Source organism: Streptomyces sp. NPDC050147, from assembly GCF_040660195.1.
GTDB lineage: Bacteria > Actinomycetota > Actinomycetes > Streptomycetales > Streptomycetaceae > Streptomyces.
This window is the reverse complement of the sequence record NZ_JBFALJ010000011.1, coordinates 242,382-255,817: the sequence shown is the minus strand read 5'-3', so window position 1 is coordinate 255,817 and position 13,436 is coordinate 242,382. Positions and strand designations below refer to the sequence as shown.

At 71.2% G+C, this 13,436-nt stretch carries 16 protein-coding genes; 9 read left to right on the top strand and 7 right to left on the bottom strand.

Features of this window, described 5'->3' with window-relative positions; all coding sequences use genetic code 11:
• Positions 1-190: 190 nt before the first annotated feature.
• The 3 genes from AB0I94_RS19450 to AB0I94_RS19440 all read right to left on the bottom strand — a co-directional run bounded on the left by AB0I94_RS19450 (position 191) and on the right by AB0I94_RS19440 (position 2,849).
• Complete coding sequence (locus AB0I94_RS19450; protein ID WP_363310788.1) at positions 191-1,240, bottom strand: putative sulfate exporter family transporter; 1,050 nt, start codon at positions 1,238-1,240, stop codon at positions 191-193.
• A complete protein-coding gene (locus AB0I94_RS19445) occupies positions 1,240-1,809 on the bottom strand; it encodes a cysteine dioxygenase family protein (RefSeq protein WP_363310787.1) in 570 nt (189 codons plus the stop codon). The genes AB0I94_RS19450 and AB0I94_RS19445 overlap by 1 nt, the downstream gene beginning before the upstream one ends.
• Positions 1,810-1,943: 134 nt before the next feature.
• Entirely contained in the window at positions 1,944-2,849 is a 906-nt protein-coding gene (locus AB0I94_RS19440) for a LysR family transcriptional regulator (protein WP_363310786.1), read from the bottom strand.
• A gap of 52 nt (positions 2,850-2,901) precedes the next feature.
• Here AB0I94_RS19440 and AB0I94_RS19435 point away from each other — a divergent pair, with 52 nt between their 5' ends.
• Positions 2,902-3,891, top strand: coding sequence for a YafY family protein (locus AB0I94_RS19435; protein WP_363310785.1), 990 nt, complete (start codon positions 2,902-2,904; stop codon positions 3,889-3,891).
• Here the strand turns inward: AB0I94_RS19435 and AB0I94_RS19430 are convergent.
• Positions 3,851-4,693, bottom strand: a complete 843-nt coding sequence (locus AB0I94_RS19430) for an alpha/beta hydrolase (RefSeq protein WP_363310784.1) — start codon at positions 4,691-4,693, stop codon at positions 3,851-3,853. The two genes, AB0I94_RS19435 and AB0I94_RS19430, sit on opposite strands and share 41 nt — an antisense overlap.
• 72 nt (positions 4,694-4,765) lie before the next feature.
• Positions 4,766-5,389, bottom strand: coding sequence for a TetR family transcriptional regulator (locus tag AB0I94_RS19425; RefSeq protein ID WP_363310783.1), 624 nt, complete (start codon positions 5,387-5,389; stop codon positions 4,766-4,768).
• Between the two features lie 141 nt (positions 5,390-5,530).
• On the opposite strand from AB0I94_RS19425, the gene AB0I94_RS19420 reads away from it, so the two are divergent.
• The 4 genes from AB0I94_RS19420 to AB0I94_RS19405 all read left to right on the top strand — a co-directional run bounded on the left by AB0I94_RS19420 (position 5,531) and on the right by AB0I94_RS19405 (position 8,815).
• A complete protein-coding gene (locus tag AB0I94_RS19420; RefSeq protein ID WP_363310782.1) occupies positions 5,531-5,686 on the top strand; it encodes a hypothetical protein in 156 nt (51 codons plus the stop codon).
• 177 nt (positions 5,687-5,863) lie between these two features.
• On the top strand, positions 5,864-6,082 hold the full coding sequence (locus tag AB0I94_RS19415) for a DUF4190 domain-containing protein (RefSeq protein WP_363310802.1): 219 nt from the start codon (positions 5,864-5,866) through the stop codon (positions 6,080-6,082).
• 48 nt (positions 6,083-6,130) lie between these two features.
• A complete protein-coding gene (locus tag AB0I94_RS19410) occupies positions 6,131-7,294 on the top strand; it encodes a cysteine desulfurase family protein (protein ID WP_363310781.1) in 1,164 nt (387 codons plus the stop codon).
• Between the two features lie 231 nt (positions 7,295-7,525).
• Positions 7,526-8,815, top strand: a complete 1,290-nt coding sequence (locus tag AB0I94_RS19405; RefSeq protein ID WP_363310780.1) for a cytochrome P450 — start codon at positions 7,526-7,528, stop codon at positions 8,813-8,815.
• A gap of 14 nt (positions 8,816-8,829) precedes the next feature.
• Here AB0I94_RS19405 and AB0I94_RS19400 read toward each other — a convergent pair whose 3' ends face one another.
• Complete coding sequence (locus tag AB0I94_RS19400) at positions 8,830-9,507, bottom strand: N-acetylmuramoyl-L-alanine amidase (RefSeq protein WP_363310779.1); 678 nt, start codon at positions 9,505-9,507, stop codon at positions 8,830-8,832.
• A 61-nt stretch (positions 9,508-9,568) separates the two neighbouring features.
• Between AB0I94_RS19400 and mnmA the strand changes: the two genes are divergently transcribed.
• Positions 9,569-10,705, top strand: a complete 1,137-nt coding sequence (gene mnmA / locus AB0I94_RS19395; protein ID WP_363310778.1) for a tRNA 2-thiouridine(34) synthase MnmA — start codon at positions 9,569-9,571, stop codon at positions 10,703-10,705.
• 16 nt (positions 10,706-10,721) lie between these two features.
• On the opposite strand, the gene AB0I94_RS19390 is transcribed toward mnmA, so the two are convergent.
• A complete protein-coding gene (locus AB0I94_RS19390; protein ID WP_363310776.1) occupies positions 10,722-11,066 on the bottom strand; it encodes a DUF427 domain-containing protein in 345 nt (114 codons plus the stop codon).
• A gap of 99 nt (positions 11,067-11,165) precedes the next feature.
• On the opposite strand from AB0I94_RS19390, the gene AB0I94_RS19385 reads away from it, so the two are divergent.
• Genes AB0I94_RS19385 through AB0I94_RS19375 form a run of 3 tightly spaced genes read left to right on the top strand, consistent with a single transcriptional unit; the run spans position 11,166 to position 13,424 of the window.
• Positions 11,166-11,711, top strand: a complete 546-nt coding sequence (locus tag AB0I94_RS19385) for a TIGR00730 family Rossman fold protein (RefSeq protein WP_363310775.1) — start codon at positions 11,166-11,168, stop codon at positions 11,709-11,711.
• Between the two features lie 31 nt (positions 11,712-11,742).
• Positions 11,743-12,432 carry an SDR family oxidoreductase gene (locus tag AB0I94_RS19380; RefSeq protein ID WP_363310774.1) on the top strand — a complete coding sequence of 230 codons (690 nt, stop codon included), beginning with the start codon at positions 11,743-11,745 and terminating at the stop codon, positions 12,430-12,432.
• The gene (locus AB0I94_RS19375) at positions 12,429-13,424 is read left to right on the top strand and encodes a methionine synthase (RefSeq protein WP_363310773.1); all 996 of its coding nucleotides are present in this window, start codon (positions 12,429-12,431) and stop codon (positions 13,422-13,424) included. The genes AB0I94_RS19380 and AB0I94_RS19375 overlap by 4 nt, the downstream gene beginning before the upstream one ends.
• Positions 13,425-13,436: the final 12 nt, after the last annotated feature.

Below are 13,436 nucleotides of genomic sequence, written 5' to 3'. Positions count from 1 at the left end.
GATCTATCTCGTGCTCGCGCTTCTCGTCGGTGAGCTCGTACGGCCCTTCCTCTTGAGGCGTCACAAACCCGTGCGGCCCAGCCCGTCCGGCGTTTGAGGACATCTTGTACGGGGTCTGGGGCGGAGCCCCAGGTAGGTCCGGGGCGCAGGCATGGTTTTCGGGAAGGGGCGGGGTTGGGGACAAATCCCCCTACCCCACCAGCAGCACGCCCCCATAAGAAACCCCCGCCACCACCACCCACGCACACAAGCCAAGCGCCGCCACCCGCCCGCCCGTCCGGGTCAGCGAGGGCAGATCCACCGCCGCCCCGAGACCGAACAGAGCGGCCGCCAGCAGTAGTTCCTGCGCGTGCCCAGCCACGTCAAGCGCCGCCCCAGGCACCCACCCGGTACTCCGTACCGCGACCATCCCGATGAACCCCGCCACGAACAGCGGCAGCAACGGCGGCCTCCGCTTCCCCGCCCCGCGCGCGGCGTTCGCGCGAGCTCGCAGCGAAAGACCCACCGCCGCCACCAGCGGCGCAAGTACCGCCACCCGCATCAGCTTCACCAGAACCGCGTCCCCGAGCGCCCCGGCCCCGGCGGTCTGCGCGGTGGCCACCACCTGCCCCACGTCGTGCACGCTCGCCCCGGCCCACCGGCCGAACTCCGCGTCATCGAGCCCCAACGGCCCCTGCAACAGCGGCAGTACGGCGATGGCGAGCGTCCCGCACAGTGTCACGAGCGCCACCGAGACCGCCGCGTCCCGCTCCCGCTCCCGCTCCTCGCTCCCGGTCACCTCGCTGACCGCGCCGATCGCGGAGGCGCCGCATATCGAGTAGCCGGTGGCGATCAGGAGCGGCTGGTCGCCGGGCAGCCCCATCCGGCGGCCGAGCCACCACGTCCCGAAGAACGTCGCCGCGACCACCCCGAGCACCATCGCCACCGTCGCCCAGCCGAGGCCGAGGACGTCGTCCAGGCTCAGCTTCAGGCCGAGCAGGACGATGCCGAGCCGCATCAGCCGCTTCCCGGCGAGCGAGAGCCCCGCCTTGGCCCGGCCACGTACGACAGCGCGCACCCCCGGCACATGCGCCGCCGCGAGCCCGAGCACCACGGCCGCCGTCAGCATCGGCACGGCCGGGATCAGGGCGTGCGTCGCCCAGGCCGCCAGGACACCGAGCGAGGCGAGGCCGAGCCCCGGAAGCGGTCCCGGGCGGGGAGGGGCGGCGGCGACGCGCGGCCGCTGGCCGATGAGCGCCATCAGCGGTCGGCCGGCAGTTCGTACACCCGGCGCACGCTGGTGCCCAGGCGGGAGATGTCCGCGCCGTACACATGGAGCGAGACCGCCCGCCGCGTGCCGCCGTTCCAGACCCGGTGGATGTCACCGGGCGGCGCGAAACCGCACACCGTGCCCTGCCCGTTGACCAGGTCCTCGGTGGCGACGAGTCGCGCGGGGGCGTCGGACTCCGCCGGGACAAGGCGGTAGCGCCGCTCGTGCTCCGCGCCCTCGTGGACGCCGGTGACGCACCAGGAGACATGGTCATGGACCGGCGTGTACTGGCCCGGCAGCCAGACGATGCCGACCACCGAGAAGCTGCCGTCGTGCTCGGCGTGCAGCAGATGCTGCCGGTAGCGCCCGGGATCACCCTCGCGCTGCTCCTCGGTGAGCAGATCGGCCGCTCCCAGATGCGGCGCGAGCCGCTCGCCGACCAGGTACGCCGTCAGATCCGGCGGAAGGCCCCGGCCGACGGCCTCGCGGACGCCGGCGACGAGGGCGTCCAGCCGCCCGGTGGTGCGGGCCGCTCGGTACGCGGTGGTGGAGGCACTCATAGAGGCAGCGTCCTGCTGCCCTTCCATCACGTCCAACGACAGTTTCTAAGCCACTCCCCAACTTCCGCTTATGGATGGGGAGAGGGGTTGGGGTGGGGAAAGGGGGGTGGGGGAGGGGAGGGGGCCGAGCCGTCTCAGCAGCCCACGCGGTTCGCGGCGACCGCCTTCAGTTCCTCCAGCACCAGCGCCGTCGCGGGAATCCGCAGATGCTCCCGCAGCGCGTACGCCGAGACCTGTCGCCGTGACGCCGGATCGAGGGCCCGGCCCGTCACCTGGCGGTGGCGCAGGAAGTCGAGGACGAGCCCCGGCATCATCGCGATGCCGAGCCTCTCGGCGACCAGGCTCTGGATGACGAGGTTGTCGTCCGTGGTGAAGGCGATGTCGGGCGTGAAGCCCTGCTCGGCGCACTCGTGCAGAAAGTTCGCGCGGCAGCGCGGACAGCCCGCGATCCAGCGCTCGCCCGCGAGGTCGACGAGCCGGACGGAACGGCGCCGGGCCAGCGGATGCCCGGACGGCATGAGGACCGTCAACTGGTCCTCCATCAGCGGGATTTCCACCACCTCGTCCGGCACGTCCTCGTGCAGGCCGGGATAGTGGAAGGCCAGGGTGACGTCGCAGTCGCCGTCGACCAGGCGCTGGAGCGACTCGGGCGGTTCGTTCTCCTGGAGTTCCACGCGCACCCCGGGATGGCTCGCCGCGAGCCGGGACAGTGCCTCGGGGATGAGGGTGGCGTTGGCGCTGGGGAAGGCGCAGATGCGGACGCGGCCGGTGCGCAGGCCCGTGATGGCGTTCATCTGCTGCTGAGCGGCGTCGATGTTGCCGAGGATGATCCCCGCATGCCGGGACAGCGCCTCGCCCGCTTCGGTGAGCCGCATCCTGCGGCCGACGCGGGTGAACAGGACCGTGCCGACGGACCGTTCGAGCGCCTTCATCTGCTGGGTGATCGCGGGCTGCGTATAGCCGAGCGAGCGGGCGGCGGCGGAGTAGGAGCCGGTCCGGACCACTTCATGGAATGACCTGATGTGCCGGGAATCGAACACGCCTGAATCATAAGCATGATCCGGAGAGGGCCGACAGGCCATCCTTGGCTGCGTGAAATCCGACCGGCTGCTCTCGATCCTGCTGCTGCTCCAGACCCGTGGACAGATCCCCGCCCATGAACTCGCCGAACGTCTGGAAGTCTCCGTGCGCACCATCTACCGCGACATCGAGGCGCTCTCCGCCTCCGGCGTCCCGGTCTACGCCGAGCGGGGCAGGCACGGCGGCATCGCGCTGCTGCCCGGCTTCCGTACGGACGTCACGGGGCTCACGGCGGACGAGTCGCGGGCCCTGTTCATCCTGGCCGCGCGGGGGGCGCACGCCGCGCTCGGGCTTGACGAGGCGCTCGGCTCCGCGCTGCGCAAGGTCATGGCCGCGCTGCCCGCACCGCATCGGCCCGCCGCCGAGCTGACGAGCCGGCGCATCCTCGTCGACTCGGCGCGCTGGATGCCGGGGCCCCGCGGATCGGATCCGGTCACGGTCGATCTCGACGTACTGCAGGACGCCGTCTTCTCCGACCAGCGGCTGCGCCTGCGCTACCGGCACAGCGGCGACGCGGAGACACGCACCTACACGGTGGACCCCTACGGTCTCGTCTCCAAGGCGGGCGTCTGGTATCTGGTCGCCGACCGGCGCGGCGCCCCGCGGCTCTTCCGTGCCGACCGCGTGCGGGCGGCGACCCTCACGGACCAGCCCGTCCGGCGCAGGCCCGGCGTCGAACTCGCCGATGTCTGGGGCGTGCTGAGGCGGCAGGTCGAGGACCGTCCGGTCGGCGTCGACGTGACGGCGCGGGTCGCGCGTGACCGCTTCGCCCAGTTCCTGCGTCTCAAGGGGCAGTTCCTCAGCGCGCGCCCCGAGGACGACGGAGAGAGCGAGTGGATCACTGTCCGCCTCGGGTTCGGCGTCATCGGCGACACCCGTACGCTGCTTCCGTTCGCCGCGAGTGTGGAAGTGCTGTCGCCGCCCGAGGCCCGCGCCGAGCTCGCGGGCGCTGCCGCCGCCGTCAGCGACCTGTACGCAGGAACCGGCTCAGCTCGGCGGTGAGCTCCGCGGGTGCGTCCTCCTGTACGAGATGTCCCGCGCCCTCGATCAGACGCAGCTCGGCTCCGGGGATCAGCTTCGCGAGCTCGTGGCCGCGCTCCACCGGGAGCCAGGTGTCGTCCGCGCCCCAGCAGATGAGGACGGGCAGCTCCAACTCTCCGTAATGTGCTTGGACTTCGTCGGTGTACCGCTGGTCGTTCTGCGCGATCTGCCGGTAGAACGCGGGCCTGCCCGCCTCCGTGCACCAGGGCTCCACCAAGCGGTCGAGCACCGCCGGGTGCAGGCCGCGGTGGCTCGCCGAAGCGACGTACTCACGCACGAGTGCCTCGTGCAGGGCGGGCGGCAGCTGCGTGAAGACGTCGGCGTTCGCGCCGAGCAGGCGGTAGGTGGGGGTCCCCCAGGGCGCGAGCGCCACCGGGTCGACAAGCGCGAGACGCTCATAGCGGGCGCCGTGCAGGAGGTGGGCCCGCAGGGCGACGCAGCCGCCGAAGTCGTGGGCCACGACGGCGGGTTCGGCCAGGCCCCAGTGCGCGAGGAGCTCGGTGAGGACGCGGGCCTGCGCGGCCAGGGTCACGTCCTGCCCGGAGCGCATCTCGGAGGCGCCGTAACCGGGCAAGTCCCACACGTACACGCGGTGTTCGCGGGAGAGAGCGCGGGCCACGCCCCGCCAGACGTACGAGGAGAAGGGGGTGCCGTGGACCAGGACGACGGGCGGTGCGTCCGTGGGGCCGAGTGCGGTCCAGCGGACGGCGCCGGTCGGTCCTGCGAAGGTCTGGTCGAGAGTCCAGTCGCGGTCGGTCGTCATGACCGTAAGGCTAGTAGCTCCTTACGGGAGTGTCGAGGCTCGCGGCCGGTGGCGCATGCTGCCGCCTTTGGGTCACTGCTCGTCCAGCCAGTGGCGTCGCCCGAGCGAGACCAGGCGCAGCCGCCTGCGGGCGCCGGCCGCCACCCGTTCCTGGGCGTCGGGCGCCGCCTCCAGGAGTGCGGACGCCGTCATCACCATGTGGTCGACGTACATCCTGGCCAGCATCAGGAGATCGTCCTCGTCCCAGCCCGCGGACTCGGGCTCCTGGGCGAACTGGCCCTTCACCTCCTGGGCGAACAGCGTCAGTTGATCGCCTATCGCGGACCGCACGGCCTGCACCCCGCCGTGCTGCTCGCGGGCGATGAAGCGGACGTGCGCGGGGTGCGTGCGCACATAGGCGACGATCAACTCGACCGTGGCCGCGATGCGTTCCTCGCCGTCGCCGGTGGCCGCGAGGAGTGAGACGAGCGTGGTGTGCAGACTGTCGAGCGCCTCCTCGACCAGCGCCACACCGAGGTCGGCCATGTCACGGAAGTGCCGGTAGAAGGCGGTGGGAGCCACGCCCACGGCGCGGGTGACCTCGCGCAGGCCCAGGCTGCTCAGGCTCTGCTCCTCAAGCAGCTGGAGCGCCGCGTCGAGGAGTGCCTGCCGGGTTTTCTGCTTCTGGGCCTGCCGGACGCCGAGAGTGTGACTCATGCCATGCAGTTAACAACTGTTCTCCGGGATTGGAAAGCCGGAGGCGCGGTACTCTCTAACTCAGTGAACAGTTGTCACCACAAGCGTTCACCGAAAGCTTCAGTCGAGACCTCGACCGAGACCTCAATCGAGAGGTGTCCCATGCTGTTCCTCGTAGCCGCTCTCCTGCTGCTCGGTGTCGCGATGGGCTCCGTGGCGCATGCGCCGCTGCCCGTCTCCCTCGTCGCCGCCGCCGTCATCGGCGTCTGGCTCACGGTGTTCGCGGTCCGCGAGCGCCACGCGCGCCGCCGGTCCTGAGCGCGCCACCACCGATCCGCAGCTCGCCCGCAACTGATCCGCAGCTGGTCCGCACTGATCCGTACGGCACCTGAAAGGAGTCGCACCATGGGTCTCACCACCACCAGCCCCACCCGGTCCAAGACCGCCACTTCTTCTACCGCCCCCCTCCCCACCGGCCGGCGCGACACCGACGGCATGGCCGTCGCCTCGTTCGTCCTCGGCCTGCTCGGGCTGCTCGTCCTGAACCTCTTCCTCGGCCCGATCGCGATCGTCCTCGCGAGCATGGCGCTCCTGCGCGGGACCGGCCGGAAGGGCCGCGCGATGCTCGGACTCGGGCTCGGCGTGGCCGATCTCGTCGTCCTCGGCGTACTGATGTCCATGGACAACACCGTGTCGTGGGGTCTCGCGGGCTGACACCGCTTGGACGCGGGGCACGGCGAGGCTCGTAGAATCGTGCCCACCATGGCCTACCTCGACCACGCAGCGACGACTCCGATGCTCCCGGAGGCGATCGCGGCGATGACCGCCCAGCTCGCCGTCACCGGCAATGCTTCCTCACTGCACGCCGCGGGGCGCCGGGCGCGACGCACCGTCGAGGAGGCCCGCGAGACGCTCGCCGAGTCGCTCGGCGCGCGCCCCAGCGAGACCGTCTTCACCGCGGGCGGCACCGAGGCCGACAACCTCGCCGTGAAGGGCCTGTACTGGGCGCGGCGCGATGCCGAACCCGCGCGGACCCGTGTCCTGGCCAGCCCCGTCGAGCACCACGCCGTCCTCGACGCCGTGCACTGGCTCGGCGAGCACGAGGGCGCCACCGTCGAGTACCTCCCCGTCGACGCCTATGGCCGCGTGCACCCCGAAGCGCTGCGCGAGGCGATCGAGCGCGACCCCGGCGACGTCGCCCTCGCCACCGTCATGTGGGCCAACAACGAGATCGGCACCATCCAGCCGGTCCGTGAACTGGCCGACGTGGCGGGGGAGTTCGACATCCCCTTGCACGCCGACGCGGTGCAGGCCTACGGCCAGCTGCCCGTCGACTTCGGTGCGTCCGGCCTCGCCGCGATGACCGTCTCCGGGCACAAGATCGGCGGTCCCTACGGCATCGGGGCGCTGCTCCTGGGCCGCGAGTACAGCCCCGTGCCCGTCCTGCACGGCGGTGGGCAGGAGCGTCATGTGCGCTCCGGAACGCTCGACGTGCCCGCGATCGCCTCGTTCGCCGTCGCGGGGAAGCACGCCGCCGGGCAGCGGGAGTGGTTCGCCCGGGAGATCGGCGGCCTGCGGGACGATCTGATCGCCGCCGTGCGCGCGGAGGTCCCCGGCGCGATCCTGGGGGGTGACCCGGTCGACCGGCTGCCCGCGAACGCGCACTTCACCTTCCCCGGCTGCGAGGGGGACTCCCTTCTGCTGCTGCTCGACGCCCAGGGCATCGAGTGCTCCACCGGCTCGGCGTGCACGGCGGGCGTGGCCCAGCCGAGCCACGTCCTGCTCGCCACCGGCACCGACCCCGACCTGGCCCGCGGCACGCTCCGCTTCTCCCTCGGCCACACCTCGACCAAGGCGGACGTGGACGCGGTGGCCCAGGCGATCGGCCCGGCGGTGGAGCGGGCACGGACGGCGGGGCTGAGCTGAGGCCGGGACACGTGGGTTGATTCCGGTTTATACCGGTAGGTGACGCAGGTAACGCTGGACTGGGCTGATTCCGCCCCGACTTGATGCCGGTTTCAGCCGCTATCGGCCGGACAGGCACAGGAGCGGGCTACGAGGCCCACAGTCCGCCGATCTATGCTTGCCGCTCGCGAGTCCGCTCCGCGCGTTCGGGGCTGCACGACAACCCCCTTCGGGGCTGCACGACCACCCCTCATGGAGTTCACATTGAAGGCGAACCTCCGCTCTCGCATCGCCGCGCGGCTCGGACGCATGTATCTGTCCCGGATCCAGAAGAACGGGATCAGCGCCTCCACGATCTCGAAACTGCCCGAGCCCCTGCTCGCGCCGATGCGCCGCGACGGGCTCGACCCGGTCGCCCAGCTCACCGAGCACCAGGCGGAGCAGCCGATATCCAAGGTGCCGCTGCCCTTCGGCATGGACGCCTGGGTGGTCACCGGCTATGACGAGGTGAAGGCCGTCCTCGGCGCGACCGACGGCTTCAGCAACGACTTCACGAACCTCGCGGGCAATGCCGGAGTGGTCGACGACCACCACCCCGGCGGTCTCGGCTTCAGCGACCCCCCGGTCCATACGCATCTGCGCCGCATCCTCACGCCCGAGTTCACGATGCGCAGGCTGCGCCGCCTCACGCCCCGGATCGAGGCCATCGTCGAGGAGCGCCTCGACGCCATGGAGGCCGCCGACGGGCCCGTCGACCTCGTCCAGGCCTTCGCGCTGCCGATCCCCTCGCTGACGATCTGCGAGCTGCTCGGCGTGCCCTACGAGGACCGCCACGACTTCCAGCAGCTGGCCATGGAGCGCTTCGACCTCTTCGCCGGGGCGACCGCTCCCTTCGGGGCGATATCCGCCTCGCTCTCGTACTTCCGGGACGTCGTCAAGAAGCAGCGCGAGAACCCGGGCGACGGACTGCTCGGCATGATCGTGAAGGAGCATGGCGACACGGTCGGCGACGAGGAGCTCGCCGGTCTCGCCGACGGCATCCTCACCGGTGGCTTCGAGACGACCGCGAGCATGGTGGCCCTCGGCTCCCTGCTCCTCCTGCAGGATCCCGAGATCGCGGCGCGGCTGCGCGAGGACGACGCGGCGGCCGCCCCCTTCGTCGAGGAGGCGCTGCGCTACCTCACCGTCGTGCAGGTGGCCTTCCCGCGGTTCGCCCGCGAGGACATCGAGGTAGCCGGAGTGCTCATCCCCAAGGGCGACCTGGTCCTGTGCTCCCTGAGCGGCGGCAACCGCGACGCCAAGTACACGCCCGACGGCGGCGGTTTCGACCCGCACCGCAAGGCCTCGGGTCACCTCGCCTTCGGCTACGGCATCCACCGCTGCATCGGTGCCGAACTGGCCCGCATGGAGCTGCGTGCCGCTTACCCGGCCCTCGTGAAGCGCTTCCCCCGGATGCGGCTCACGGTCGCCCCCGAGGAACTCGCCTTCCGCAAGCTGTCCATCGTGTACGGGGTGGAGTCGCTGCCGGTGCACCTGCGCTAGCGGCGGTGGGGTGGTCAGCCGAGAGCGGTGCGGGCCTTGCGCACCAGCCGTATGTACCGGTCCCAGTCCCAGTGCGGCCCGGGGTCCGTGTGGTCGGTGCCCGGCACCTCCACGTGCCCGACGATGTGCTTCCGGTCCACCGGAATGTCGTACCGCTCGCAGATGCCGGCGGTGAGCCGCGCCGACGACTCGTACATCGCGTCGGTGAACGAGGACTTCTTGTCGACGAAGCCCTCGTGCTCGATGCCGATGCTCCGTTCGTTGTAGCTCTTGTTCCCCGCGTGGAACGCCACGTCCAGCTCGCGGATCATCTGGGCCACGTGCCCGTCCTTGCGCACCACATAGTGGGTCGCCGCGCCGTGTGCCGGGTCCTTGAAGACCCTCAGCGCCGTCGCGTACCCGCCCTGCACGACGTGTATGACGACCATGTCGATTCCGTAGTCGTCGGGCCGGTCGGCTCGGCGCCAGTTGTAGTCGGACGCCGCTGTCCACTGGGCGCCCCGGGCGTCGACCTCGCCCTCCTTGCGCTTCTTGACCACACCGGGCACCCGCCACCACAGGCGGCCCAGCTCGTCCGAAGCGAGCGCGGCCGTGCCGACGGCCGCCGCCGCGCCGCCGATCAGAAGCGTCCGGCGATTGACGCCCCGGCGCCCCTGCCCCTGCTCCGCTGTCGAGTCCTGTTCTTCCCCCATGTGATCGTCAACGCTTACTCACGGGCGGCTGGTTCCCGCGGGCCCGTACCCTGTTAGAGCTATGACTGAGACCCAGACCCCGCAGCGCCCCCGCCCCCTCCGTGTTCTCGCCGCCATGTCGGGCGGCGTGGACTCCGCCGTCGCCGCCGCGCGTGCCGCCGAGGCAGGGCACGACGTGACCGGAGTGCACCTGGCACTCTCGGCCAACCCGCAATCGTTCCGCACGGGCGCACGAGGCTGTTGCACCATCGAGGACTCCCGCGACGCCCGCCGCGCCGCGGACGTCATCGGCATCCCGTTCTACGTCTGGGACCTGGCCGAACGGTTCCGCGAGGACGTGGTCGAGGACTTCGTCGCCGAGTACGAGGCGGGGCGCACCCCCAACCCGTGCCTCCGCTGCAACGAGAAGATCAAGTTCGCCGCGCTCCTGGACAAGGCCCTCGCCCTGGGCTTCGACGCGGTCGTCACTGGCCACTACGCCACGGTCGTCGTGAACGACGACGGCACCCGCGAGCTGCACCGCGCATCGGACATGGCCAAGGACCAGAGTTACGTCCTCGGAGTCCTCGACGACCGCCAGCTCGCCCACGCCATGTTCCCCCTCGGTGACACGCTCACCACCAAGGAGGAGATCCGCGCGGAGGCCGAGGCGCGCGGCCTGGCCGTCGCCAAGAAGCCCGACAGCCACGACATCTGCTTCATCGCCGACGGCGACACCCAGGGCTTCCTCGCGGACCGCCTCGGCAAGGCGGAGGGCGACATCGTCGACGCCGACGGCAACAAGCTGGGCACCCACGAGGGAGCCTTCGGCTACACCATCGGCCAGCGCAAGGGCCTGCGGATCGGCACCCCGGCCCCCGACGGCAAGCCGCGCTACGTCCTGGACATCTCCCCGGTGAACAACACCGTGACGGTCGGCCCCGCGGCCGCCCTGGACGTCACGGGCCTGACGGCGATCAAGCCCCGCTGGTGCGGCGCGGCCCCCTCCGGACCCGGCACGTACACGGCGCAGCTGCGGGCGCACGGCGGCGAGACGCCGGTTCGCGCGGAGCTGGTCGACGGCTCGGAGCTGCGGGTCTCCTTCGAGGAGCCCGTACGCGGCGTGGCCCCCGGCCAGGCGATCGTGCTCTACGACGGCACGCGCGTGGTCGGCTCGGCGACGATCGCCACTACGGAGAGGGCCACGGCCACCGTCTAGGCCCTGCGCGGCACCCTCACACCGCTTCCACGTCGTAGAAGCAGAAGTGGTCCTTGATCTCGGCCACCGCGTCCTTCGGCTCCGGATACCCCCACACGGCGTCCTTGCCGTCCGTGCCGTTCTCGGCGTCCGGCAGCGACCAGTAGGACGCCGTTCCCTTGAACGGGCAGTACGTCGTCGTGTCCGAGGGGGTCAGGAGGTCGGTGCGCACGTCCTGTGGCGGGAGGTAGTAGCGCACGGGGTAGCCCGTCTCGCGCAGCAGCAGCGGGCGGCGGCTCTCGGCCACGACCTGGCCGTCCGAACGCACCACGCGTACGAGGTCGGTGCCCTGCTCGATGGTGATCTTGTGCCCTGCTGTCACCGTGGTCTCCTTCTGTCAGCGCTCAGGCTCTCTGTCAGCGCTCAGGCTCTGTGAACGGCCGCGTGCCACCCAGTGTGTGCCGGATCGTACGGTGAGGCCATGAACATCTGTGTCTTCCTCTCCGCGGCCGACCTTCCCGAGCGCTACACCCGCCCCGCGCGCGAATTCGCCGAGCTGCTCGGCAAGGGCGGCCACACCCTGGTGTGGGGCGGTTCGGAGAGCGGCCTGATGAAGGTCGTCGCGGACGGTGTGGAAGAGGCGGGCGGGCGTCTGGTCGGTGTCTCGGTCGACTTCCTCGCCGCCAAGGCCAGGGCCGTCTCCGCGCCCGACGAGATGGTGATCGCGCGCGACCTCGCCGAGCGCAAGGCGCTGCTCCTGGAGAAGGCCGACGCGATCGTGATCATGGTCGGCGGCACGGGCACGCTGGACGAGGCCACCGAGATCCTGGAGCTGAAGAAGCACGGCAAGCACACCAAGCCGGTGGTCCTGCTCAACTCCGCGGGGTTCTACGACGGCTTGAAGGAGCAGTTCCAGCGCATGGAGGACGAGGGCTTCCTGCCGGTGCCGCTGACCGGCCTCGTCTTCTTCGCCGAGGAGCCGGTCGGTGCCCTCGCCTACCTCGAGGAGTCCATGGGCACGCGCTGAGCCGCAGCTGCCGGGGTGCGACGATGGACGCATGGCAACACATGTGATCACCGGGGCCGGCTCCGGCATCGGCGCGGCCGTCGCCCGCCGCCTCCACGCACGCGGCGACGTGCTCGTCCTGCACGCACGGGACGCGGGCCGGGCCAAGGAACTCGCGGCGCAGTTCCCCGGCTCGGCCACGCTCGTGGGCGACCTCTCCGACCCGGACAAGCTCTCCTGGGCATTCGGCCACCAGACGCTGCCCGACCGCGTCGACTCCCTGCTCCACATCGCGGGCGTCGTCGACCTGGGCCGGGTCGGCGACCTCACCCCCAAGTCCTGGCGCCACCAGCTCAACGTCAACCTCATCGCACCCGCCGAGCTGACCCGCCACTTCCTTCCCCAGCTCCGCGTCGCCCAGGGCCACGTGGTGTTCGTCAACTCGGGAGCGGGCCTGAGCGCCCACGCCGACTGGTCCGCCTACGCCGCCTCCAAGCACGGTCTCAAGGCCCTGGCCGACGCCCTGCGCGCCGAGGAGCACGCGAACGGCGTCCGCGTCACCTCCGTCTACCCGGGCCGCACCGCGAGCGCCATGCAGGCCAAGGTGCACCAGCAGGAGGGCAAGACGTACGACCCCTCCCGCTTCATCGACCCGGAGTCGGTCGCCACGACGATCGTGATGGCCATCGACCTGCCGCGGGACGCGGAGGTCAACGACCTGACAGTGCGGCCGGGACAGTGAACGCTTTCACTTGGGGACCCGCCACCGGCATCGGGTCCATGCCGGGCGGCGACGCCCGCGAGACCGCGAAGACCGTCACCGGCAGCTTCGAGGACTTCCCGTACCTGGCGGAGATGCCCACGCGCGGGCCCGGCGCCGACATGATCGGCCGGACCGCGGGGATGCTGGTCGAGCTCTACGCGCGCGTGGAGCCCAGCGGCTGGCGGATCGGCGACCGGCCGGGCCGGGACACGCGCCGCGCGAGGGCCTGGCTCGGCGAAGACCTCGACGCCCTGGAGGAGTTCACCCAGGGGTACGAAGGGCCGCTCAAGGTGCAGGCCGTCGGGCCGTGGACGCTCGCCGCGTCCCTGGAGCTGAAGAACGGCCAGGCCGCGCTCTCGGATCAGGGCGCCTGCCGTGACCTGGCCGGATCGCTCGCGGAGGGCCTGCGCGCCCACCTCGCGGACGTACGCCGCAGGATCCCCGGCGCCCAGGTCGTGCTCCAGCTCGACGAGCCCTCGCTCATGGCCGTACTGCGGGGACACGTCAAGACCGCGAGCGAGTACCGCACGCACCGCGCCGTGGACCGGCAGCTCGTGGAGAGCACCCTGAGGGAGGTCCTGGGCGTCCATGACGGTCCTGCCGCCGTGCACTCCTGCGCGCCGGACGTGCCGTTCGCGCTCCTTCGCCGTGCGGGCGCCGACGCCATCTCGTTCGACTTCTCGCTGCTCACCGAGCGTGACGACGAGGCGATCGGTGAGGCCGTCGAGGGCGGCACGAAGCTCTTCGCCGGTGTCGTGGCGGGCGTGGAAGGACCATTGTCAGACCCTGCCGGTAGCGTCATGGGTGTCAGGACGCTGTGGCGCAGGCTGGGGCTGAATCCGGGTTCTCTCGCGGAGTCGGTCGTGGTCACTCCGTCGTGCGGGCTCGCGGGGGCTTCTCCCGCGCACGCGCGCGCGGTGCTCGCCCACTGCGCCAGGGCGGCGAGATCACTCGCGGACAACCCTGAGTAATTGGGTATGACG

Coding starts and splice junctions, on each gene's coding strand:
- AB0I94_RS19450 (WP_363310788.1), bottom strand. CDS start 1,240: ATGGCGCTCATCGGCCAGCGGCCGCGCGTCGCCGCCGCCCCTCCCCGC.
- AB0I94_RS19445 (WP_363310787.1), bottom strand. CDS start 1,809: ATGAGTGCCTCCACCACCGCGTACCGAGCGGCCCGCACCACCGGGCGG.
- AB0I94_RS19430 (WP_363310784.1), bottom strand. CDS start 4,693: ATGACGACCGACCGCGACTGGACTCTCGACCAGACCTTCGCAGGACCG.
- AB0I94_RS19425 (WP_363310783.1), bottom strand. CDS start 5,389: ATGAGTCACACTCTCGGCGTCCGGCAGGCCCAGAAGCAGAAAACCCGG.
- AB0I94_RS19420 (WP_363310782.1), top strand. CDS start 5,531: ATGCTGTTCCTCGTAGCCGCTCTCCTGCTGCTCGGTGTCGCGATGGGC.
- AB0I94_RS19415 (WP_363310802.1), top strand. CDS start 5,864: ATGGCCGTCGCCTCGTTCGTCCTCGGCCTGCTCGGGCTGCTCGTCCTG.
- AB0I94_RS19410 (WP_363310781.1), top strand. CDS start 6,131: ATGGCCTACCTCGACCACGCAGCGACGACTCCGATGCTCCCGGAGGCG.
- AB0I94_RS19405 (WP_363310780.1), top strand. CDS start 7,526: ATGGAGTTCACATTGAAGGCGAACCTCCGCTCTCGCATCGCCGCGCGG.
- AB0I94_RS19400 (WP_363310779.1), bottom strand. CDS start 9,507: ATGGGGGAAGAACAGGACTCGACAGCGGAGCAGGGGCAGGGGCGCCGG.
- mnmA (WP_363310778.1), top strand. CDS start 9,569: ATGACTGAGACCCAGACCCCGCAGCGCCCCCGCCCCCTCCGTGTTCTC.
- AB0I94_RS19385 (WP_363310775.1), top strand. CDS start 11,166: ATGAACATCTGTGTCTTCCTCTCCGCGGCCGACCTTCCCGAGCGCTAC.
- AB0I94_RS19380 (WP_363310774.1), top strand. CDS start 11,743: ATGGCAACACATGTGATCACCGGGGCCGGCTCCGGCATCGGCGCGGCC.